Source organism: Achromobacter arsenitoxydans SY8 (assembly GCF_000236785.1).
Taxonomy (GTDB): Bacteria; Pseudomonadota; Gammaproteobacteria; order Burkholderiales; family Burkholderiaceae_B; genus Achromobacter; species Achromobacter arsenitoxydans.
This window is the reverse complement of record NZ_AGUF01000074.1, coordinates 124,428-142,321: the sequence shown is the minus strand read 5'-3', so window position 1 is coordinate 142,321 and position 17,894 is coordinate 124,428. Positions and strand designations below refer to the sequence as shown.

General features: G+C 65.8%; 14 protein-coding genes. 1 reads left to right on the top strand and 13 read right to left on the bottom strand.

The annotated features are described in order from the left end of the window. Positions 1 to 41: 41 nt before the first annotated feature. Both KYC_RS23245 and KYC_RS23240 read right to left on the bottom strand, forming a co-directional pair. Positions 42 to 1,676 (bottom strand): GMC family oxidoreductase, encoded by a 1,635-nt coding sequence (locus tag KYC_RS23245; protein ID WP_008167059.1) that lies wholly within the window; start codon positions 1,674 to 1,676, stop codon positions 42 to 44. Positions 1,677 to 1,693: 17 nt separating this feature from the next. Next, a complete protein-coding gene (locus tag KYC_RS23240; RefSeq protein WP_008167058.1) occupies positions 1,694 to 3,163 on the bottom strand; it encodes an NAD-dependent succinate-semialdehyde dehydrogenase in 1,470 nt (489 codons plus the stop codon). Between the two features lie 183 nt (positions 3,164 to 3,346). Here KYC_RS23240 and KYC_RS23235 point away from each other — a divergent pair, with 183 nt between their 5' ends. Then, positions 3,347 to 4,237, top strand: a complete 891-nt coding sequence (locus KYC_RS23235) for a LysR substrate-binding domain-containing protein (protein WP_043519137.1) — start codon at positions 3,347 to 3,349, stop codon at positions 4,235 to 4,237. A 25-nt stretch (positions 4,238 to 4,262) separates the two neighbouring features. On the opposite strand, the gene KYC_RS23230 is transcribed toward KYC_RS23235, so the two are convergent. From KYC_RS23230 to KYC_RS30085, 11 genes are all read right to left on the bottom strand, one after another. Continuing rightward, complete coding sequence (locus KYC_RS23230) at positions 4,263 to 5,459, bottom strand: ABC transporter substrate-binding protein (RefSeq protein ID WP_008167056.1); 1,197 nt, start codon at positions 5,457 to 5,459, stop codon at positions 4,263 to 4,265. 135 nt (positions 5,460 to 5,594) lie between these two features. Further along, positions 5,595 to 6,851 carry a dihydrolipoamide acetyltransferase family protein gene (locus tag KYC_RS23225; RefSeq protein WP_008167055.1) on the bottom strand — a complete coding sequence of 419 codons (1,257 nt, stop codon included), beginning with the start codon at positions 6,849 to 6,851 and terminating at the stop codon, positions 5,595 to 5,597. Positions 6,852 to 6,863: 12 nt separating this feature from the next. Then, a complete protein-coding gene (locus KYC_RS23220) occupies positions 6,864 to 7,565 on the bottom strand; it encodes a GntR family transcriptional regulator (RefSeq protein ID WP_008167054.1) in 702 nt (233 codons plus the stop codon). 10 nt (positions 7,566 to 7,575) lie between these two features. After that, complete coding sequence (locus KYC_RS23215; RefSeq protein ID WP_008167053.1) at positions 7,576 to 8,298, bottom strand: SDR family NAD(P)-dependent oxidoreductase; 723 nt, start codon at positions 8,296 to 8,298, stop codon at positions 7,576 to 7,578. After that, positions 8,282 to 10,606: an alpha-ketoacid dehydrogenase subunit alpha/beta gene (locus KYC_RS23210; RefSeq protein ID WP_008167052.1), complete on the bottom strand. Its 2,325-nt coding sequence runs from the start codon at positions 10,604 to 10,606 to the stop codon at positions 8,282 to 8,284. The genes KYC_RS23215 and KYC_RS23210 overlap by 17 nt, the downstream gene beginning before the upstream one ends. 146 nt (positions 10,607 to 10,752) lie before the next feature. Then, complete coding sequence (locus KYC_RS23205; protein ID WP_043519117.1) at positions 10,753 to 11,523, bottom strand: SDR family NAD(P)-dependent oxidoreductase; 771 nt, start codon at positions 11,521 to 11,523, stop codon at positions 10,753 to 10,755. Between the two features lie 242 nt (positions 11,524 to 11,765). Next, positions 11,766 to 13,880 (bottom strand): TonB-dependent receptor domain-containing protein, encoded by a 2,115-nt coding sequence (locus tag KYC_RS23200; protein ID WP_043519116.1) that lies wholly within the window; start codon positions 13,878 to 13,880, stop codon positions 11,766 to 11,768. 232 nt (positions 13,881 to 14,112) lie between these two features. Beyond that, a complete protein-coding gene (locus KYC_RS23195; protein WP_008167047.1) occupies positions 14,113 to 15,162 on the bottom strand; it encodes an ABC transporter substrate-binding protein in 1,050 nt (349 codons plus the stop codon). 91 nt (positions 15,163 to 15,253) lie between these two features. Then, complete coding sequence (locus KYC_RS23190; RefSeq protein ID WP_008167044.1) at positions 15,254 to 16,231, bottom strand: CobW family GTP-binding protein; 978 nt, start codon at positions 16,229 to 16,231, stop codon at positions 15,254 to 15,256. Further along, complete coding sequence (locus KYC_RS23185) at positions 16,231 to 17,763, bottom strand: amidohydrolase family protein (protein WP_008167043.1); 1,533 nt, start codon at positions 17,761 to 17,763, stop codon at positions 16,231 to 16,233. The genes KYC_RS23190 and KYC_RS23185 overlap by 1 nt, the downstream gene beginning before the upstream one ends. Continuing rightward, positions 17,760 to 17,891, bottom strand: coding sequence for a hypothetical protein (locus tag KYC_RS30085; RefSeq protein WP_008167041.1), 132 nt, complete (start codon positions 17,889 to 17,891; stop codon positions 17,760 to 17,762). The genes KYC_RS23185 and KYC_RS30085 overlap by 4 nt, the downstream gene beginning before the upstream one ends. Between the last annotated feature and the right edge of the window lie 3 nt (positions 17,892 to 17,894).

Sequence of the window (17,894 nt, the reverse complement as noted above, 5' to 3'; positions counted from 1 at the left end):
GTTGTCTCCTAGGGATCACTCGGGTGATCGCGTCTTGGTTTTCAGGATTGTTTGATCAGGTCGGCCGCCTTGTTGCCGATCATCATGGTGGCCGCGCAGATGTTTGCCGACGGCATGGCGGGCATGACCGACGAGTCGATCACGCGCAGGTTCTGCACGCCGTGCACGCGCAGCTGCGCATCCACCACGGCGTACCGGTCGCCGGCCGGCCCCATGCGGGCCGTGCCGTTGACGTGGTAGGACGACACGCCCAGGCGGCGGGCGAAGTCCAGCAGCTCGGAATCGGACTCGCACAAGGGGCCAGGCAGCGATTCGCTGTCGAAGTACGGCGCCAGCGCCTGCGACTGCAACAGCCGGCGAGCCAGCCGGATGCCGCGCACCAGCGTGACCTGATCGCGCTCGTCGGCCAGATAGTTGGCGTGGATGACCGGGTCCTGCAAGGGGTCGGACGAACGGATTCGGACCTGGCCACGGCTGTCAGGCCGGTGCTGCCAGACCCCCGCCGTCATGCCGGGAAAGTCGTCCAGCATGCCCACATAGCCTTCCTTGTAGCTGGCCGGCGTGAACACGCCTTGCAGGTCGGGCGCGGTGAGTTCGGGCGTGGACTTCCAGAAGTAGTGCAGCAGCGACGGGCTCAAGGCCATGATGCTGGGCCGCTTCATCATCCAGCGCCCGATCTGGCCGGCCAGACTCAAGCCCTTGACCAGCTCGTTCATCGTCTTGCTGTTCTTGACGCGCGCCACGATGCGCACGGAGTAGTGGTCGCTCAGGTTTTCGCCGACGCCAGGCAGGTCGCGCACCACGGGGATGCCGTGCTGGCGCAGCAGATCCGCCGGGCCCAGGCCCGACAGTTGCAGCAGCTTAGGCGTGTTGATCGCGCCACAGGCCACGATCACTTCGCGGCTGGCGCGCACCGCGCGCAAGCGGGCCGGATGCGCGGGATGGCAATAGGCCACGCCGATGGCGCGCGTGCCGTCGAACAGCACGCGCGTCGCCTGCGCATAGGTGCGCACGTCCAGGTTCTTGCGCGCCATGGCGGGCTTCAGGAAGCACTTGGCGGTGCTCATGCGCCAGCCGTTGCGGATGGTTCGCTGGAAGTAGCCGACGCCGGCTTGCTCCGCGCCGTTGTAGTCCGGATTCCGGGGAATGCCCTGCTCCACCGCGCCGGCGATGAAGGCTTCGCACAGGGGATGGATCCAGTCGATGTCGGTGACGGGCAGCTCGCCCTGCCGGCCGCGATAGCGCTCATCGCCGCCTTCGCGACGCTCCATGGACTTGAAGTACGGCAGCACGTCCGCATAGGCCCAGCCCGGGTTGCCCAGGCTGGCCCAGTGATCGAAATCCGCCGCCTGGCCACGGTTGTAGACCAGGCCATTGATGGACGTGGACCCGCCCAGCGTGCGGCCCTGCGGGATCGGCACGCGCCGCCCCTTGGTCTGGTCCGTGCCTTCGCTGGAAAACTGCCAGGCGTATTTCTTGTTGAACACCGCCTTGATGAAGCCGGCCGGGATGTGCAGGAAGGGGCTGTTGTCCGGCGGGCCGGCCTCCAGCACGCATACGGTCGCGCCGTCGGCGGACAGACGATTGGCCAGGATGGACCCGGCCGCGCCGGAACCCACAATCACGTAATCGAAGGTGTCGGCGTCCCGCAGAGACGCGTCTGGTGTTTGGCTCATGACTGGAATCCGGTGGCTTAGCGCGGCGCTTTGAACGACTTGCCGGCCAGGCACACGTATTTGATTTCTAGGAACTCTTCGATGCCGTACTTGGAACCCTCACGGCCCACGCCCGATTCCTTGACGCCGCCAAAGGGGCCGACCTCGTTGGAGACCGCGCCCGTGTTCACACCCACGATGCCGTATTCCAGCGCTTCCATCACGCGCCACACGCGCTCCAGGTTGGCCGTGTAGAAGTACGCGGCCAGGCCCGATGCGCTGTCGTTGGCCCGTGCCAGCACCGCCGCTTCGGACTCAAAGGTGCTGATGCCCACCACCGGCCCGAAGATCTCTTCGTGCGCCAGTTCCATGGCGTCGGTAATCCCCGTGAGCAAGGTCGGTTCATACAGCAGCGTGCCGGCTTCGCGCAGCTTGCCGCCGGCCAGCAGCGAGGCGCCGTGCGCGGTGGCGTCGGCCACCAGCCGCGTCACCTTGTCCACGGCGCGCTGGTCGATCAGCGGGCCTTGCGTAACGCCCGCTTCCAGCCCGCCGCCCACTTTCATGCGGCGGATTTCGGCCAGCAGTTTGTCATTGAAGGCCTCCGCCACGCTGGCGTGCACATACACGCGGTTGGCGCAAACGCAGGTCTGGCCCGCATTGCGGAACTTGGACAGCACCAGCCCGGCCACCGCCTCGTCCAGGTCGGCGTCTTCAAACACGATGAAGGGCGCGTTGCCGCCCAGCTCCAGCGACAGCTTCTTGATGTTGGACGCGCTTTGCTGCATCAGCAGCCGGCCCGTCTGCGTGGACCCGGTGAAGGTCAGCTTGCGCACGGTGGGATTCTGCGTCAATTCCGTGCCTATGGGCGCCGGGTCGCCGATGACCACGTTCAGCACGCCGGGCGGAATACCGGCCTGCTCGCCCAGCCAGGCCAGCGCCAGCGCCGTGAAGGGCGTCAGTTCCGAGGGCTTGAGCACAACTGTGCAGCCGGCGGCCAGCGCCGGGCTGACCTTGCGGGTCACCAGCGCCGACGGGAAATTCCACGCGATGATGGCCGCGCACACGCCCACCGGCTGGCGGATGGCCAGCATGCGCTGGTCGCCGCGCGGCGTAGGCAGCACATCGCCATAGACGCGCTTGGCTTCCTCGGCGAACCATTCCACAAAGGACAGCGCGTAGTTCAGCTCGCCGCGCGCTTCGGCCAGCGGCTTGCCCTGCTCCAGCGTCAGCAGCAAAGCCAGGTCGTCGCTATGGGCTTCGATCAGGGCGTGCCAGCGGCGCAGGATGGCGCCGCGTTCCTTGCCCGTCCTGGCGCGCCATTCCGGCAGCGCGGCATCGGCTGCCGCGATGGCGCGGGCGGTTTCGGCCTGACCAAGATTGGGCACAGTGCCCAGCACGCTGCCGTCGAAAGGGTTGCGCACCGTGATGGTGGCGCGGCTGTCGGCGTCGCACCAGGCGCCGCCAATGTACGCCTGCTGCCGCAGCAGCTGGCTGTTCTGCAAATTCATTGTCTTGCTCCATCCATCATTCTTGTGCCGGCCGCGCACGTTGGCCGGTCACTATTTTTCGTGAGGATAGCCCTGGCCTTGCCGTCCCCAATAGCAGTCATTAACGATGCCGCCATCGCCAACCGCGATGGCAAGCGCGGGCGTGGCTACAATGACGCGTCCTGTCCGCCCTTGCTTGCCGCCATGCGTTTAGACCCCACCTCCCTCAAGCTATTCATCAGCGTGGTCGAACAAGGCACCATCGCCGCCGCGGCCGAACACGAGCACATCGCCGCCGCCGCCATCAGCAAACGCATCAGCGAGCTGGAAGAAAATCTGAAGATCCGGCTGCTGATCCGCACCAACAAGGGCATCCATCCCACGCCGGCGGGCATCGCGCTATCCACCATGGCGCGGCGCGCGCTGCATGAGCTGGACGAAGTTGCCGTGCAGATGCGCGACTACTCGCGCGGCCTGCGCGGCTTCATCCGCGTCTACGCCAACATCTCCGCCATCACGCAGTTCCTGCCGCAAGACATCAAGCTGTTCCTGAATGATTACCCCAACGTGCAGGTGGACCTGGAAGAGAAGATCACGTCCAGCATCATCAAGTCGGTAGCCGAGAACGCGGCGGACGTGGGCATCTTCTCGGGCGATTCTCCTGAAGCCGACGTCGAGATCCGGCCCTACCGCGAAGACACGCTGGCGCTGGTGGTGCCCGCCGATCACCCGCTGCAGGACCGGGCCGGATTTCGCTTCGCCGACGCGCTGGATCATGACTTCATCGGGCTGCATCGCGGCAGCGCCATCAACGGCATCCTGTCCGCCGCCGCCGACTTCGAAAAGCGCAATATCCGCCTCAAGGTGCAGGTCACCGGCTTTGACGCGCTGTGCTTCATGGTGAACTCCGGGCTGGGCATAGGCGTGCTGCCGCTGGACATCGCTCGCCGCTACTCGGTGATGTTCGACCTGCGCATCATCCCGTTGGCCGAACCCTGGGCGCGCCGCAAGATACAGATTTGCGTGCGTTCGTTCGATTCGCTGCCCACCGCCGCCAAGCTCTTCGTCAACCACCTGGGCCGAGGCCAGACCTGAAACGGCCTGGCCCGCGGCTCGCGGCTTACTGCTTCAGATCTTCGGGTTTGATCGCCTGCGTGATGGTGTCGTCCACCGACACCACCTTGCCGTCCACCCAGCGCACCAGCCGGAAGTCCTTGTACGACAGCGCCTCGTGGTTGGCCTTGGCAAACGCGGGCGCGTAGCTCTTGATCACGCCGTCCACCTTGCCCAGGTTGTCCAGCGCCTGCTGCACCTTCTCGCCGTCGGTGGACTTCGCTTGCGTCATTGCGGCCGCCAGGATCTTCACCGAGTCATAGGCGTGCGCCGCGAACACATAGGTGGGCAGCTTGCCCTCCTTCTTCATGATGGTGTCGTACAGCGCCTTGGACTGCGGCGTGGAATCCTCCGTGATAGAGGCCGAGAAGATCATCTTTTTTGCCAGCTCCGGGCCGGCGATGCGCAGGAACGGGGGGCTCAAGTTCGCCCAGGAGCCCAGCGTGGTCGGGTAGTAGCCGATCTTTTCCTGGCTGCGCATCAGGTGGCCGTTGGAGTCGGCCAGCGCGTAGACGATGAGCGTGTCCGCGCCCGAAGCCTTGATCTTGTTCAGCTGCGAGCTCATGTCCGTGTCCTTGGGACCGAACTTTTCGTTCGCCACCGGCGTGATGCCATGCAGCTGCAACACAGCCGCCGCGTCCTTGGCGCCTTGCTGGCCGTAACCCGTGGTGTCGGCGATGATGGCGACCTTCTTGTTCTTGGTGGCGCGCGCCGCGTAGGCGGCCAGCAAGGTGATCTGGTCCAGGTCCCGCATGGAGACGCGGTAAATGTAGTTGGCCGGTTCCTTGCTGTAGCGGTTGGTGATTTCGGTAGCGGTGGCTGACGGCGAAATCGTCGGAATCTTCTTTTGCTGCACGATGTGCAGCCAGGCCAGCATATTGCCCGAGTTGACCCCGCCCAGCATCGCCACGACCTTCTCGTTGTCCACGAGTTCGTTGGCGTTCTGGATGGACTTGGGCGGCGATCCCACGTCGTCGCGCGGCACGATGACGATCTTTCTGCCCAGCACGCCGCCCGCGGCGTTGATCTCTTCGGCTGCCTGGCGCGCGCCCGACAGCGCCGACACGCCGAAGTCGGCCGAACCGCTGGCGGACATGTCGCTGTTGTATCCGATCTTGATGTCGCTCTGCGCCCAGGCGCCCTGCACGACAACCGCCAGGGCGGCGGCGCACGCAATGCGAGAAAGCGGATTCTGCTTGGTCATTGTTTTGTCTCCAGACTTTATGTAATGGTGCTTCGACTTACCTGCCGCCATCGGTCTGTGCGCCGTTCGCGGTCCACCCTGCGGGTTGCGGATGTGGACACTGCCAAGAACCACCTTCCACGACACCTCAACCCGTTAGAGAATCAATTCGATGGGATGCTCCAGAAAATGCCGGACTTCCTTCAGGAAGCGCGCGCCCACGGCGCCGTCCACGACGCGGTGGTCCGCCGACAGCGTCAGGTTCATCACATGGCCGATGGCCAGCGCGTCGCCTTCCACCACCGGCTGGCGGGTGACGGCGCCCGCCGCCAGGATGACGGACTGCGGCGGGTTGATGATGGCGGCAAAGGACTTCACGCCGTGCATGCCAAGGTTGGACACGGTCAGGCTGCCGCCTTCGTATTGCTCGGGCCGCAGCCGCCCGGCGCGCGCCTGCGCCGTCAGCTGGCGCACCTGCGCGGACAGCGCGGATAGGCCGAGCGCAGCGGCGTTGCGCAGAATGGGGGTGATGAGGCCGGCGTCCAGCGCAACGGCGACGCAGATGTCCACCTGATCCTGGCGCAGCACGCCGTCGTCGGTCCATTGAGCGTTGATCTCCGGCACGCGCAGCGCGGCGCGCGCCGCGGCGAGCAGCAGCAGGTCATTCAGCGAGTAGCGCTGCGGGGCTGCACCGGGAGGGGTGATGGATTCCACGCTGCCGTTGAGCGCGGCGCGCGCCGCCATCATGGCGTCCATGCGGCAGTCCACCGACAGGTAGAAGTGCGGGATCTGCTGTTTGGATTGCACCAGGCGGCGCGCGATCGTGGCGCGCATGGGGGTGTGAGGGGTCAGCGCTGCGCCCGGTTCGGGCAGCCGGGTATCGGAGGCGGGCGCAGGCGGGCAATCACGGGTGCGATCCGCCGCGTGTTCGATGTCCACGCGCACGATACGGCCGTTCGGGCCGCTGCCCCTAAGCGTGTTCAAGTCCACGCCCATGAGGCGCGCCAGGCGCCGGGCGGACGGGCTGGCAAAGAGACGATGCGAGGGCTGCGCCGCCGCTGCGGCAACTGCAGCAGGGCCAGGCATGGCAGGCGCAGAAGCGGCAGGCGAAGCCGTGTCAGCCGGGGTCGCGGCAGGCACGGCGGCCGTCGCGGCCGTGGGCGCATGCCCTGCGTCACGCAGCAGCGTCGCGATCACGTCGCCGACCGGAACCTCGGTGTCGCCCGCCTCGACATGGATGCGATCCAGCACACCGTTGTCCACCGCCTCCAGTTCAATGACAGCCTTGTCCGTCTCGATCTCGGCCAGGACATCGCCCACCTTGACCGTATCGCCGGACTGCTTGAGCCACTGAAGAATTTTTCCCTGCGTCGTGCCGGCGCCAATCGCGGGCATCACGACCTCGATATCCATGTCTCACTCGCCTCAGGTGTGGGTTAGGTTTCCCGTCTTTTCGATAAACGCCGCCGCATCCGAAATGTCCGCCACCACCGCATCGCGCGCTCCCCCGGCGTCACGGCGGCGCAGCGCTTGCAGCAGATGGTCGTGATGGTCGAATGACTCCCAGCTTTCCGACTTGCGTTCCTTGCTGCTCATGCTCAAGGAAAACAGCGGCGCGATCTGGAGCCAGATGTTCTCGATCATCGTGACCAGAAGCGGCATGCCCGCCGCCTCGTACAGCGTGAAATGCAGATTGCGGTTCGCGTCTATTGTCTTGAGCGCATCAATCTTGCGCTGATGCCCCAGCTTGTCGAACTCCTGCGCGTAGCGTTCAATGCGCGTCACGGTCGCGTCATCAATGACCTTCACCGCCTGCTCCGCGGCAAAGCCTTCCAGACAGCAGCGGATACGCACGATCTCGCGGAACTTCGGCAGGCTGGGCTTGGGCACGCGCACGCCCCGGCTGGGCAGCATCTCCAGCGCACCCTCGGCCACCAGCTTGTTCACGGCTTCGCGCACCGGCATCGGGCTGGTGTTCAGCGCCGCGGCCAGGCCGCGCAGCGTGACCTTTTCGCCGGGCGGCACCGCGCCGCTCATCAAGAGCGCGCGCGTGCGTTGATAGATCTGGTCCGCGACGGTGACGCGTTCCTGCTTTTCCAGCAGACCTTCCAGGATAGAGTTGTCCATCTGTGTACGCCTATGTCATGTAGACGCCACCGTTCACGTCCAGCGTGGCGCCGCATATGTAGCTTGCGCCATCCGAACACAAGAACGCGATGGGCAAGGCGATCTCGCGGGGCTGGGCCATGCGTCGCAGGGGAATTCTATTCGCATCCAACGGGGCGCCCTGCGTCATGCCGGTATCGGTGGCGCCAGGCGCCACGCTGTTCACCGTCACGCCCGATTCCGCCGCCTTGCGCGCCAGCCATTTCACAAACGCATGCGTGCCGCCCTTGGCCGCAACGTAGTGCGGGCTGGCCGCCAGCCCCCCCATGCGCGCCGCCACCGAAGACACGAGCACCATGCGGCCTGCGCCCGCTTCCGCCATCTTGGCCAGGGCCGCGCGGGTCAGGTGCATGACGCCCAGAAGATTGATGTCGATAACCTGGTGGAAAACGTGGTCCCATCCTTCGGCATTCCAGTCGTCCCAAGGGCAATAGCCCGCGTTGGCGACCAAGGCGTCGAGCCGCTCGATGCCGGCCACGGCCGCTTCGGCGGCGGCGCGATCGGTCACGTCGAAAGCCAGCGCGCGCGCATTTACGCCCTGCTGGCGCAGTTCGGCGGCCAGCGCCTCGGGCGCTTCGCGGTCCGCCAGTACCAGCGATGCGCCCTGCTCGGCGCACACGCGCGCGGTTTCGCTGCCGATGCCCCCGGCGGCGCCCGTGATCAGAATGGTCTTGCCTTCAAGCGCGCAGGGCATGGACGTTTCCTTGATGCGTGGAGACTGCGGGTTGCATGGATGGCGCGCCGTGCCTGGCTTGACCGGCATGTGCCGCAGGCGCAGCAGCGGCGGCCTGCGCCGGGCGCGGGGTTTGCGCGCCATCAGGTGCGACGGCGGTCAGCCCGCTTTCCTGGAGCATGGCGGCAAGCAGCGACCGGATATCGTCCTCACCCGCCAACGCCGCGCGCTCCAGCGCCTGCGACACCGTGGGCGGGGCCCAGCGCCCGGTCACCCGTTGTACGGGCTGATCCAGATAATCGAAGAAGCGGCGCTGGATCTCATCCGCGATCAAGGCGCCCAGGCTCGCGCCGCGGGTCGTCTGTTCCACAATGGCCACCCGGCCCGTCTTCATGACGGACTCGCCTATCGTGTCGTAGTCGATATCCCGCTGCGACAAGGTGCGCAGGTCGATGATGTCGGCGCGCACGCCCAACTCTTTTGCCACCTGCACGCAGCGCTCCACCATGCTCAGCGTCGTCAACAGCGTGATCTGATCGCCCTGCGCCACCCGCTTGGCGCGGCCGATAGGGATGTAGTAGTTCAAATCCTTGGGCACGGGCGTCTTGCGCTTGTGCAGCTCCTGCGGTTCGATCACAAGTACCGGATCCTGGCAGCGCAGGGCCGAATTCATCAGGCCCACATAGTCGAAGGCGTTGGACGGGGCTACGATGCGCCAGCCCGGGAACAGCGCAAAGACGCCCGCCGGGTCCATGGAATGCTGCGATCCATAGCCTTCCGCGCCCGGAATGCGCGCGCGCAGCACCAGCGGCACGCTGGCCGTGCCGTTGAACAGATGGCGGATCTTGCCAGCCTGGTTCAGCAGCTGATCGCCCGCCACCAGGAAGAAGTCGCTATACATCAGTTCCACCACCGGCTTCAGACCCGACAGCGCCGCCCCCGTGGCAAGGCCGCAAAAGCCGTTTTCGGTGATGGGCGTGTTGATGAGCCGGCCGGCGTAGGTGTCCGTCAGGCCGCGCGTGGCGCCCACGGTGCCGCCGCCCATGTTGGCCACGTCTTCGCCGAAAACATAGATGCGCTCGTCCTCGGCCATGCGCGCGCCCATGGTGCGCGACATGGCTTCGATGTAGGAAAGCGGCTCCACGTCTTCGTCCGCATAGTCTTCGGCTTCGACGTAGGTCAAGCCGTCGAACTCGCGCATGTCGCTATTCAGGTTGTCGTCCACGCTGGCGGCCGCGGGCCACAGTTCCGGACGAATGCGGGCCGACGAGCCCTCGCCTTGCACGCAGGACGCGGCCGCCGCATCCACGGCGTCGGTCACCGTTGCGTCGATGGCGGCAAGCTCTTCGGCGGTAAGGATGCCCCGCCCAGTCAGTTCGCGCTGCAGGAACAGCCATGGGTCGCGCGCCTTCCAGGCGTTTTCTTCTTCGCGCGTGCGATAGCCGAAGGCGCTGCCCGGAATCGACGAGCTTTGGTGGTAATAGCGGTACACCTCGGCCAGGATGAAGGCGGGCTGACCTTCGCGTTCAATATGTTCCTGCGCCCAGCGGGTGGCCAGCCAGACGGCGAAGGGATTCATGCCATCCACCTTGACGGCAGCGATGCCGTGGCCTTGCGGACGCGTCAGCAGCTCGGTCTGGAAGGTAGATTGCTCCACGCTCATCGACACGGCGTACTTGTTGTTCTCCAGGAAGAAGATCATGGGCAGGCCATACAGCGCCGCCAGATTCATGGCTTCATGGGTGGCGCCCTGATGCACGGCGCCATCGCCGAAGAAGGTGACCATCAGTTTGCCCGATTGGCGCTGCTTTTCGGCGAAGGCGTGGCCGCAGGCGATGGGGATGCCGCCCGCCACGATGGCGTTGGTTCCCATGATGCCGAGGTCTTCGCGGCGCAGGTGCATGGAGCCGCCGCGTCCGCCCGTCCAGCCATCCTTCAGGCCCAGGATCTCATGCATCAGGCCCTGGATTTCTTCGCGCATGCGTGGACTCAGTCCATTGGCCGCCGGGTCCATGCCGTCTTCGTAAAGCGCGTTGACGGCCTTCGCCACGCACTGATGGTGCGCGCGGTGCGTGCCATTCATGAGGGTGTTGGTGGGCAGCGCCGCAATGCAGCCCGCCGCGCCGCCTTCCTGGCCAATGCTTGAATGCGCCGGTCCATGCACCAGGTTCAGCTTGTCCAGCAGCAGAATCTTCTCCTCGAAGCGGCGCGCCGACAGGAACAGCGTTGTCAGACGCATGGCTTCGAAGCGCGTGAGCTGCGCCCAGTCGCTCTCTTGCACGATCAGGCTGCGGGCCGGCGAGGCCTGCCCAATGTCCTCGAATTGCATGTCTCCTCCTCGTGTGGGCCGGTTCAATGCCGGCCGCCTGCTTTCAACGGTGCGCGGGTCTCGGGTCTGATCCAGGCGCCTCCCGGCCCAGGCCTTCGGCGCCGCCGCGGAACGTCCGTGCCCCGCAGTCCTTGTCAGCGTTTGGCTCAGATATGCGCGGTGACGCCGCCGTCCACCACCAGGCTGGCGCCAGTCACGAAATCCGACGCCGCACTGGCCAGGAACAGCGTCGAACCGATCAAGTCTTCGGGTTCGCCCCAACGGGCGAGCGGCGTGGTGGCCACGACGCGCTCTGCATGGCCGGGAATGTCGACGCGCGCCTGGCGCGACAGGGCGGTGTCGATCCAGCCCGGCTGGATCACGTTGACGGTGATGCCGTCGGCGGCCCAGGCGCAGGCCAGCGATCGCGTGAGTTGCAGCACGCCTCCCTTGCTGGCCGAATACGCCGCCGTCACGGCATTGGAGGCCAGGGCGAGGATCGACCCGATGTTGATGATCTTGCCCTTGCCGGCCAGCGTCATTGGCGCATGCACCGCCTGGCACATGTTGAAGGTGCCCTTCAGGTTGATATCGACGATGCGATCCCATTCCTCTTCGGCGTATAGCTCTGGGCGCATGCGGGTATTGACGCCGGCGCAGTTGATCAACACGTCGACGCCGCCGTGCCTGGCGACTGCTGCGGCCACTGCATTGGCGCAGGCTTCGCGGTTTTCGACCTGAAGCGCGATGGCATCGCTCTTTACGCCGGTTGCGCGCAACTCCGCGCCCAGCGCGTCCAGCCTTTCCCCCGGCAGGTCGGCCAGCAACAACGTCGCTCCCCCTTCGCCGAAAGCCCGGCTGAGCGCGGCGCCGATGCCACCGGCGGCGCCAGTAATTAAAACGATCTTGTCTCGGACACTGAATAGTTGTTGGGTCATGCTCTGTTTCGCCGCTGACCGCGTGGCGGCGGATGCCGCACGCTATTTTTGATATGTGATCACAAATCTGATTCTAGGAATGGATTTTTCCAGCGTCAATGGCATCGGGATCGGGGTCTTCCCGTAGCCTTGCATCTTCGCAGCGCAAAAAAACAGCCGGGGCTTTTGGCCCCGGCTGTGCGAGCACTGCCTGAGATGCGTCGGTGCGGCGCGAGCGCCGCCGGTTCATCCCGATAGGCGGATCAGTAGGTCATGCGCACGCCCAGCATGACGCTGCGGCCGGGCAGCGGCGCCACCGACGAGATGAACGACGCGTGGTTGTACGCCAGCTTGTTCAGCAGGTTGGTGCCGCGCAGGAAGACCTCGTAGCCGGTTGCGCCGTACTGGCCGCGATAGGCCACGACCGCATTGACCATGTTGTAGCCCGGCGTGCTGTCTTCATAGTCGGCGATGTCCTTCTGCGCAAACACGCGCGCGTATTCGACGCCGCCCGACCACTGCTGCCACTTCACGTTGCCGCGCACACCCGCGCGCGCCGCCGGAATGCGCGGCAGGTTGCCGTCGCCGCCGGTCAGCTTGCCGCGCACGTAGTCGCCAAAGACCGCCGCCGAGAAGATCGGCGTGAACTGGTGGCGCAGTTCGCCTTCCACGCCGGTGAACTCCGCGTCCTGCTGCGTGTATTCGATGAGGCGGAAGTCCTCATAGCGGTCCAGCGTATTGGCGTAGATATAGTTCTTCACGCGGTTGTGGAAAACGCTGGCCGAGAACGTCGTATCGCCGGAGTGCTTGCGCAGCGTCAGGTCGATGTTGTGCGACGTTTCGCGGGTCAGGTCCGGATTGCCCAGTTCATACGTATTGGTGGCCATATGAATGCCGTCCGCATACAGTTCCTGGACGTTCGGCAGCCGCTGCGAGCGCGACAGCGACAGCGCCACCGAGTATTGCGGCGCGAAATCCCAGATGGCCGCAGCCGACAAGGACGTTCCGGACATACTGTTGCGCGGCGCGCCGTCCGACGGCGAGATACGCTGCCAGTCCTGGCGCGCGCCCAGCTCGAAGCGCCAGTCGTTCAGCTGGTATTCCTCCAGCACGAACAGCCCATATGAACGCGTCTTGCTGCGCGGCAGGAAGGCCTCTTCGCCATCCGCGCGGAAGTCGCTGTAGGCATTCTGCATGCCGACCACGCCGCGCCAGCCCGCGATGGGCTTGTGTTGCAGCTCCAGCCGCAGGTCGTAGCCCTTGTTCTTGAAGCGGGTGCTGACCTCGCCGCCTTCGATCTCGTCGTGCTGGTAGTCGGTCAGCCCACCGCGCAGGCGGATCCTCTCGAATCCGGCGAACGGATCCTGGTATTCGGCGCGCAGGTCCATGCGGTTGCTGCGCAGCTTCACGTAGGGCACGCCGCCATGCTCGTGGTCATGGTCGTGATCGTGGCCCTCTTCCTCGTCGTGGTCATGGTCGTGGCCGCCGCAATGCAGGTGCGTGCCGTGCGGGTGGCAGCCCTCGTACTCGTGGCTATGGCCGGGCAGACCATACTCGCTTTCCAGATGCGTGAACGCCAGGCCGACGTAGCCGCGCGGCGTGATCCAGGACATGCCGACCGACCCCTGCGTCGATTCGCTGTACGACCCTTCCAGCTTGCCGCCCGGCCAATCCGGCACGTCGTAATCGCTGGTGCGGCGCTTCATGCCTTCGACGCGCACCGCGAACTGGCCCTCTCCCGCGGTAATGCCCACCGCCCCGGCGCGTTCCTTCGTGCCGGTCGCACCACGCAGCTCGGCCTCCGCCGCAATGCCTTTCTCCGGCACTTCGGTCGGAATCTTCTTGTCCACGACGTTGACCACGCCGCCAATCGCGCCGCCGCCATACAGCAGGGTGGCCGGACCGCGCAGCACTTCGATGCGCTCGGCCAGCATCGGCTCCACGGTCACCGCATGGTCCGGAGAGATGTTCGACGCGTCCATCACTTCGGAGCCGTCGGACAGCACCTTCACGCGCGGCGCCGTCTGGCCGCGGATCACTGGCCGGCTCGCGCCGCCGCCAAAGGTGTCGCTGTTGACGCCAGGCAGGTTCTTGAGCGTTTCGCCCAGCGTGCCGTTGCGCTGCTCGATCAGCGCATCGCCTTCGAGCACCGAGGCCGGCATCGTGGTGCTGTTCAGATCCAGCCCCAGGGGATTGGCGGATACCGTGATCGGCGCCACGGTTTTCACCTGCGCGTCGTTGGCTTCGGACTGGGCATGGGCGACGGGCGCCATCAGCATCAACGAGCACACCAGCGGTTTCAGGGGAGTCCTGCGGCGTGCGCGGCGGGGGAATGCCGTGCCGCCGGCACTCTGGATCCCCTGTTTCTTACCTTTCATCTTTACCCTCTTGGATGTTATATCATTACAAATAGAATTCGGATGATATAACATTTCAAGCCTGGCGCAAGAGAACGCAGGGGCTGACGAGCATCGCGCATGCCGCGGCAGGTGTCTGACACCCACGTGACAACCCTTCAGGCTGAAGACCGTCTCGCTCGGGTGTCAGACACCGGGTTTCGAACGCGCGCTCGAGGTCAGGGGGACGACCGGCAAGGCCGCCCCCATCCCGTCATCCCGCCTTGAATTCCTTGTTCCAGAATTCCAGCATCTCCGCCTTCTTCTCCGTCAGGCCCTTCAGGTCATACGCATGCAGCAGCTTGACCTCGGCGTCCGAGAAGCCGACGCGCTTCAAGGCCTCGGGCAGCGAGGCGTTGGTGACGGTAGGCGCATAGCCCATTTTTTCAGCGAAGCCGATCTGACCCTGCGGGTCCAGCATCGCATTCAAGTAAGCCCACGCGGCGTCTTTGTTGCGGCTGTTCTTGGCCACGGCGGCCTCGAACGATACGGGCACGGAGCCTTCCTTGGGAATCACGAAGCCCAGCGGCAAGCCGCTGTCCTTCCATTGCAGCGCGCGGGCCTTCCACATGACCGCAATCGCGATTTCGCCTGACTTAAAGGCGGCGGCGACCGCCTCGTTGGACGGATAGATGCGCGGCGCGTTGGGCTTGAGCTTGGCCAGGAAGCGCTTGCCGCCCTCGAAGTCCTTCGTGGTGCCGCCAGCGCCCAGGCCGACGAACACGGAGTTGTAGAGATACAGAATGTCCGAGAACCCCACCTGCCCCTTCCACTTCGGATCCAGCAGCACTTCCAGCGAATCCGGCGGCGTGGGGAATTTCTCGGTGTTGTAGACCAGGGTCATGGCGCTGAAGATGTGCGGAATCGAATACGGCGTCTTCAGCGTGTCGATGGCGTGCGCCAGGTTGGGCAGCTTCTTGGCGTCCACGGGTTCCAGCGTGCCGGAGCGCTCGGCGTCGTACATGTCCACTTCGCCCAGCAGCGCGACATCCATGCTGCCGCGGCGCGAGTTCTTTTCCGCGCGCAGCTTGGTGACGCGGCCCACGGCGTTGCCCGTGTCGTACACGACCTTCACGTCCTGTTTGGCCACGATGGGATTGATGATCTGCTGCAGCAGATTCTGGTAATCGCCGCCCCAGGTGCCCACCACGATGTCTTTCTCCGCGGCGAGCGCCATGCCGGGCGCCCAGCCCAGGGCGGGAGCCAGGGCCAGGCCGGAGGCCGTCTTGATGAAGCCACGGCGAGTCAGGTTTTTCTCTTGCATAACAACCTCGTATCGAAGGGAACTGACGACTAGCTACGATGCGCCGCGCGGCGGGCCATGCCCGGTCCCGCGGCCTTGGGTTCAACGGCGTTCAAGCCAGCATCTCTACCGCCGCGCCGGGCGCGGACGCGCCGATTTCGTCCGCCTCGATGTCGCGCGCGATGACGATGATTGCGTCGCGCGCATCAGGCTGGCGCGTCAGGCGCTGCGGCGCGCTGAAGGTCGAGCCGACGGACTGGATCAATATGGGTTCCTCGCAGTCGCTGACGCGCACCACGGCCTTGACGCGCAGCAGCCGTTCTCCGCAAAGGCCGGCCAGGTTATCCAGCCATTCGGAAAAGTCGGTCCAGCTGATGCCGGCACGGGCGCGGGCCGCCATGACGCGGATGCGGGGATGCGCCGGGCTCTGCCCGCCCGCCGACAGCATGCGCGCCGCCAGGCCGGCCAGGTCCGCCACGCCCTGCGACGGCGCGAACGCCGCCTGCACTGCGCGCCGGCGGTCAGGATCCGCCACGACGGCAGCCAGCGGGTTCAATGCGGCGGCTCGCAGGGCGCGCGCCTCAATCCCTGACGGCGGCAGCAGATCGGTCTTGGTCAGCACGATGCGATGGGCGGCGCCGAATTGCGCCATTGCCTCGTCCATCTCCGCCAGCGCGTCCGGATCGCGCGCGCAGTCGTCAGTGCAGACCACCGTCAGCCGCAGTCCCCGGCCGGCGAGTTCCGGATCCGCCAGCGACGCGATGATCGGACCGGGCCGCGACAAGCCGCTGCATTCCAGGACGACGCGCGCGAGCGGACCAGCCCCTTCGGGCCGGGGCGCATCCAGCAACGCGCTCAGCGTGTACACCAGGTCGCTGCGCAACGAGCAGCACACGCAGCCGTTGGCCATCAGGGTCATGGGCACGTTGTCGCTGTCGTTGGCGACGATGGCGCCATCGACGCCGACTTCGCCCGCCTCATTGACGATCACGCCCGTGTCCCGGGATTCCGGGTCGCGCAGGTAGTCCACCAGCAGCGTGGTCTTGCCGCTGCCGAGGAATCCGCAGAGCAGGAACAGATCGACGGCCATCAGGACGCGTCCTCGCCGGTATCGCAGGGCGATCCCGCGGGCGCTCCGCCCGTGGGCGGGCGTTCACCGTCTGGGTCGTCCGCCCAGCTGTCCCGGACCATGGCGCGCACGTCCGCCAGCAGTTCCGCGGTGTCGTACACCACGCCCGACTTGATGGTGGTCTGCAGGCAGCGCTTCCACTCGACCTTGGCGGTATCGTCGTTCAGGCGCATGGCGCCGGTGCCAAACAGCAGCTTGAAATCGGTCAGGGGATTCTGGTCGTGGATCAGCAGGTCGGCGCGCTTCTGCACGTCGATCGAGCCGGTGTCCTCGTCGATGCCCAGAAGCGCCGCGCTGTGCGACGTTGCCGCGCGCAGCACTTCGATGGGATGAAAACCCGCCTCCTGCAGCAGCTCAAGCTCGCGGACGAAGCCAAACCCATAGATCTGATAGATGAAGCCCGAATCGCTGCCCGCGCAGACGCGGCCGCCCAGGTTCTTGTATTCGTTGATGAACTGCATCCACAGCCGGTAATTCTGCTTCCATTCGATTTCGTTGGTGGTGCTCCAGCGGTACCAGTAAGCCCCATGCCCGCCGCGCTGCGGCTGGAAGTAGCGCCACACCGCCTTCCAGGTGTATTCGTCGTGCCAGTCGGCACGGCGCGCGCGCATCACGTCGCGGTTGGCGTCGTAGATGTTGAAGGTGGGCACGAAGGTGTGGCCGATTTCCAGGAACTCGTCCATGACCTGGCGCCACTTGGCCGAACCCGGCTGCGCGGCCTGCATGAAGGTCTGGCCCGCCACTGCAAAACGGTAGTATTCGTCGCTGTAGTTGTAGTCCGTGGGAAAGGACTGCACCACACGGTCTTCAAACAGCGCCTCGGGCAAGCCGTAATAGTGCTCGGAACTGGTCAGCCCCCAGCGCGCCGACTTCAGCGCGTTCACGCGCGTGACCGCCATCTGCGCGTGATGGCAGCCCGAGCGCAGCCCCTGCTTGGCCGCTTCGTCCAGCGCGGCCTCCATGATGGCGGGCGGCGCCCCGAAGAACTTGATGCCGTCCGCGCCGCGCGCGGCCAGCTTGCGCACCCATTCCCGCCCCTGCTCGGGGGTGTGGATGGTCTTGACGCGGTCGTTCACGGCCGGGAACACCGAATGCACGATCATGCGCGGCGCGGCGATCTTGTTGGCGGCAGAGAGCTCGCGCTGCTCCATCGTCCATCCCAGCCCGCCCATCGCGCCCATCTCGCGCACGGTGGTGACGCCATGCGCCAGCCACAGCTTGTAGATGTAGTCGGCGGGCGGAACGATGCCGCTCATGGCGTGATAGGGCGTGCCGATATGGGCGTGCGCATCCACGAAGCCCGGGGTCACGAACTTGCCGTGGCAGTCGATCTCGTGGTCTCCCGGACCCGGGCGGCGCTTGGGATCAATGGCCTTGTGCGGCGTGCCCACGTTGACCAGCGCCGTGATCCGGTCGTTCTCGATCACGATGTCCACCGGCCCCCAGGGCGGCGCGCCGGTGCCGTCGATGATCGTGGCGCCGCGCAGAATCAACCGCGGAAACGCCCGACCGCCCGCCGATCGCGGGCGGCGGGCGCCGACGGCGGATGCCAGCCCTTGGCGGCGTTGACGTCGCGCGACTCTTCGCCGACTTCCGACTGCGAAAACGTGGGATCGCTCATGGC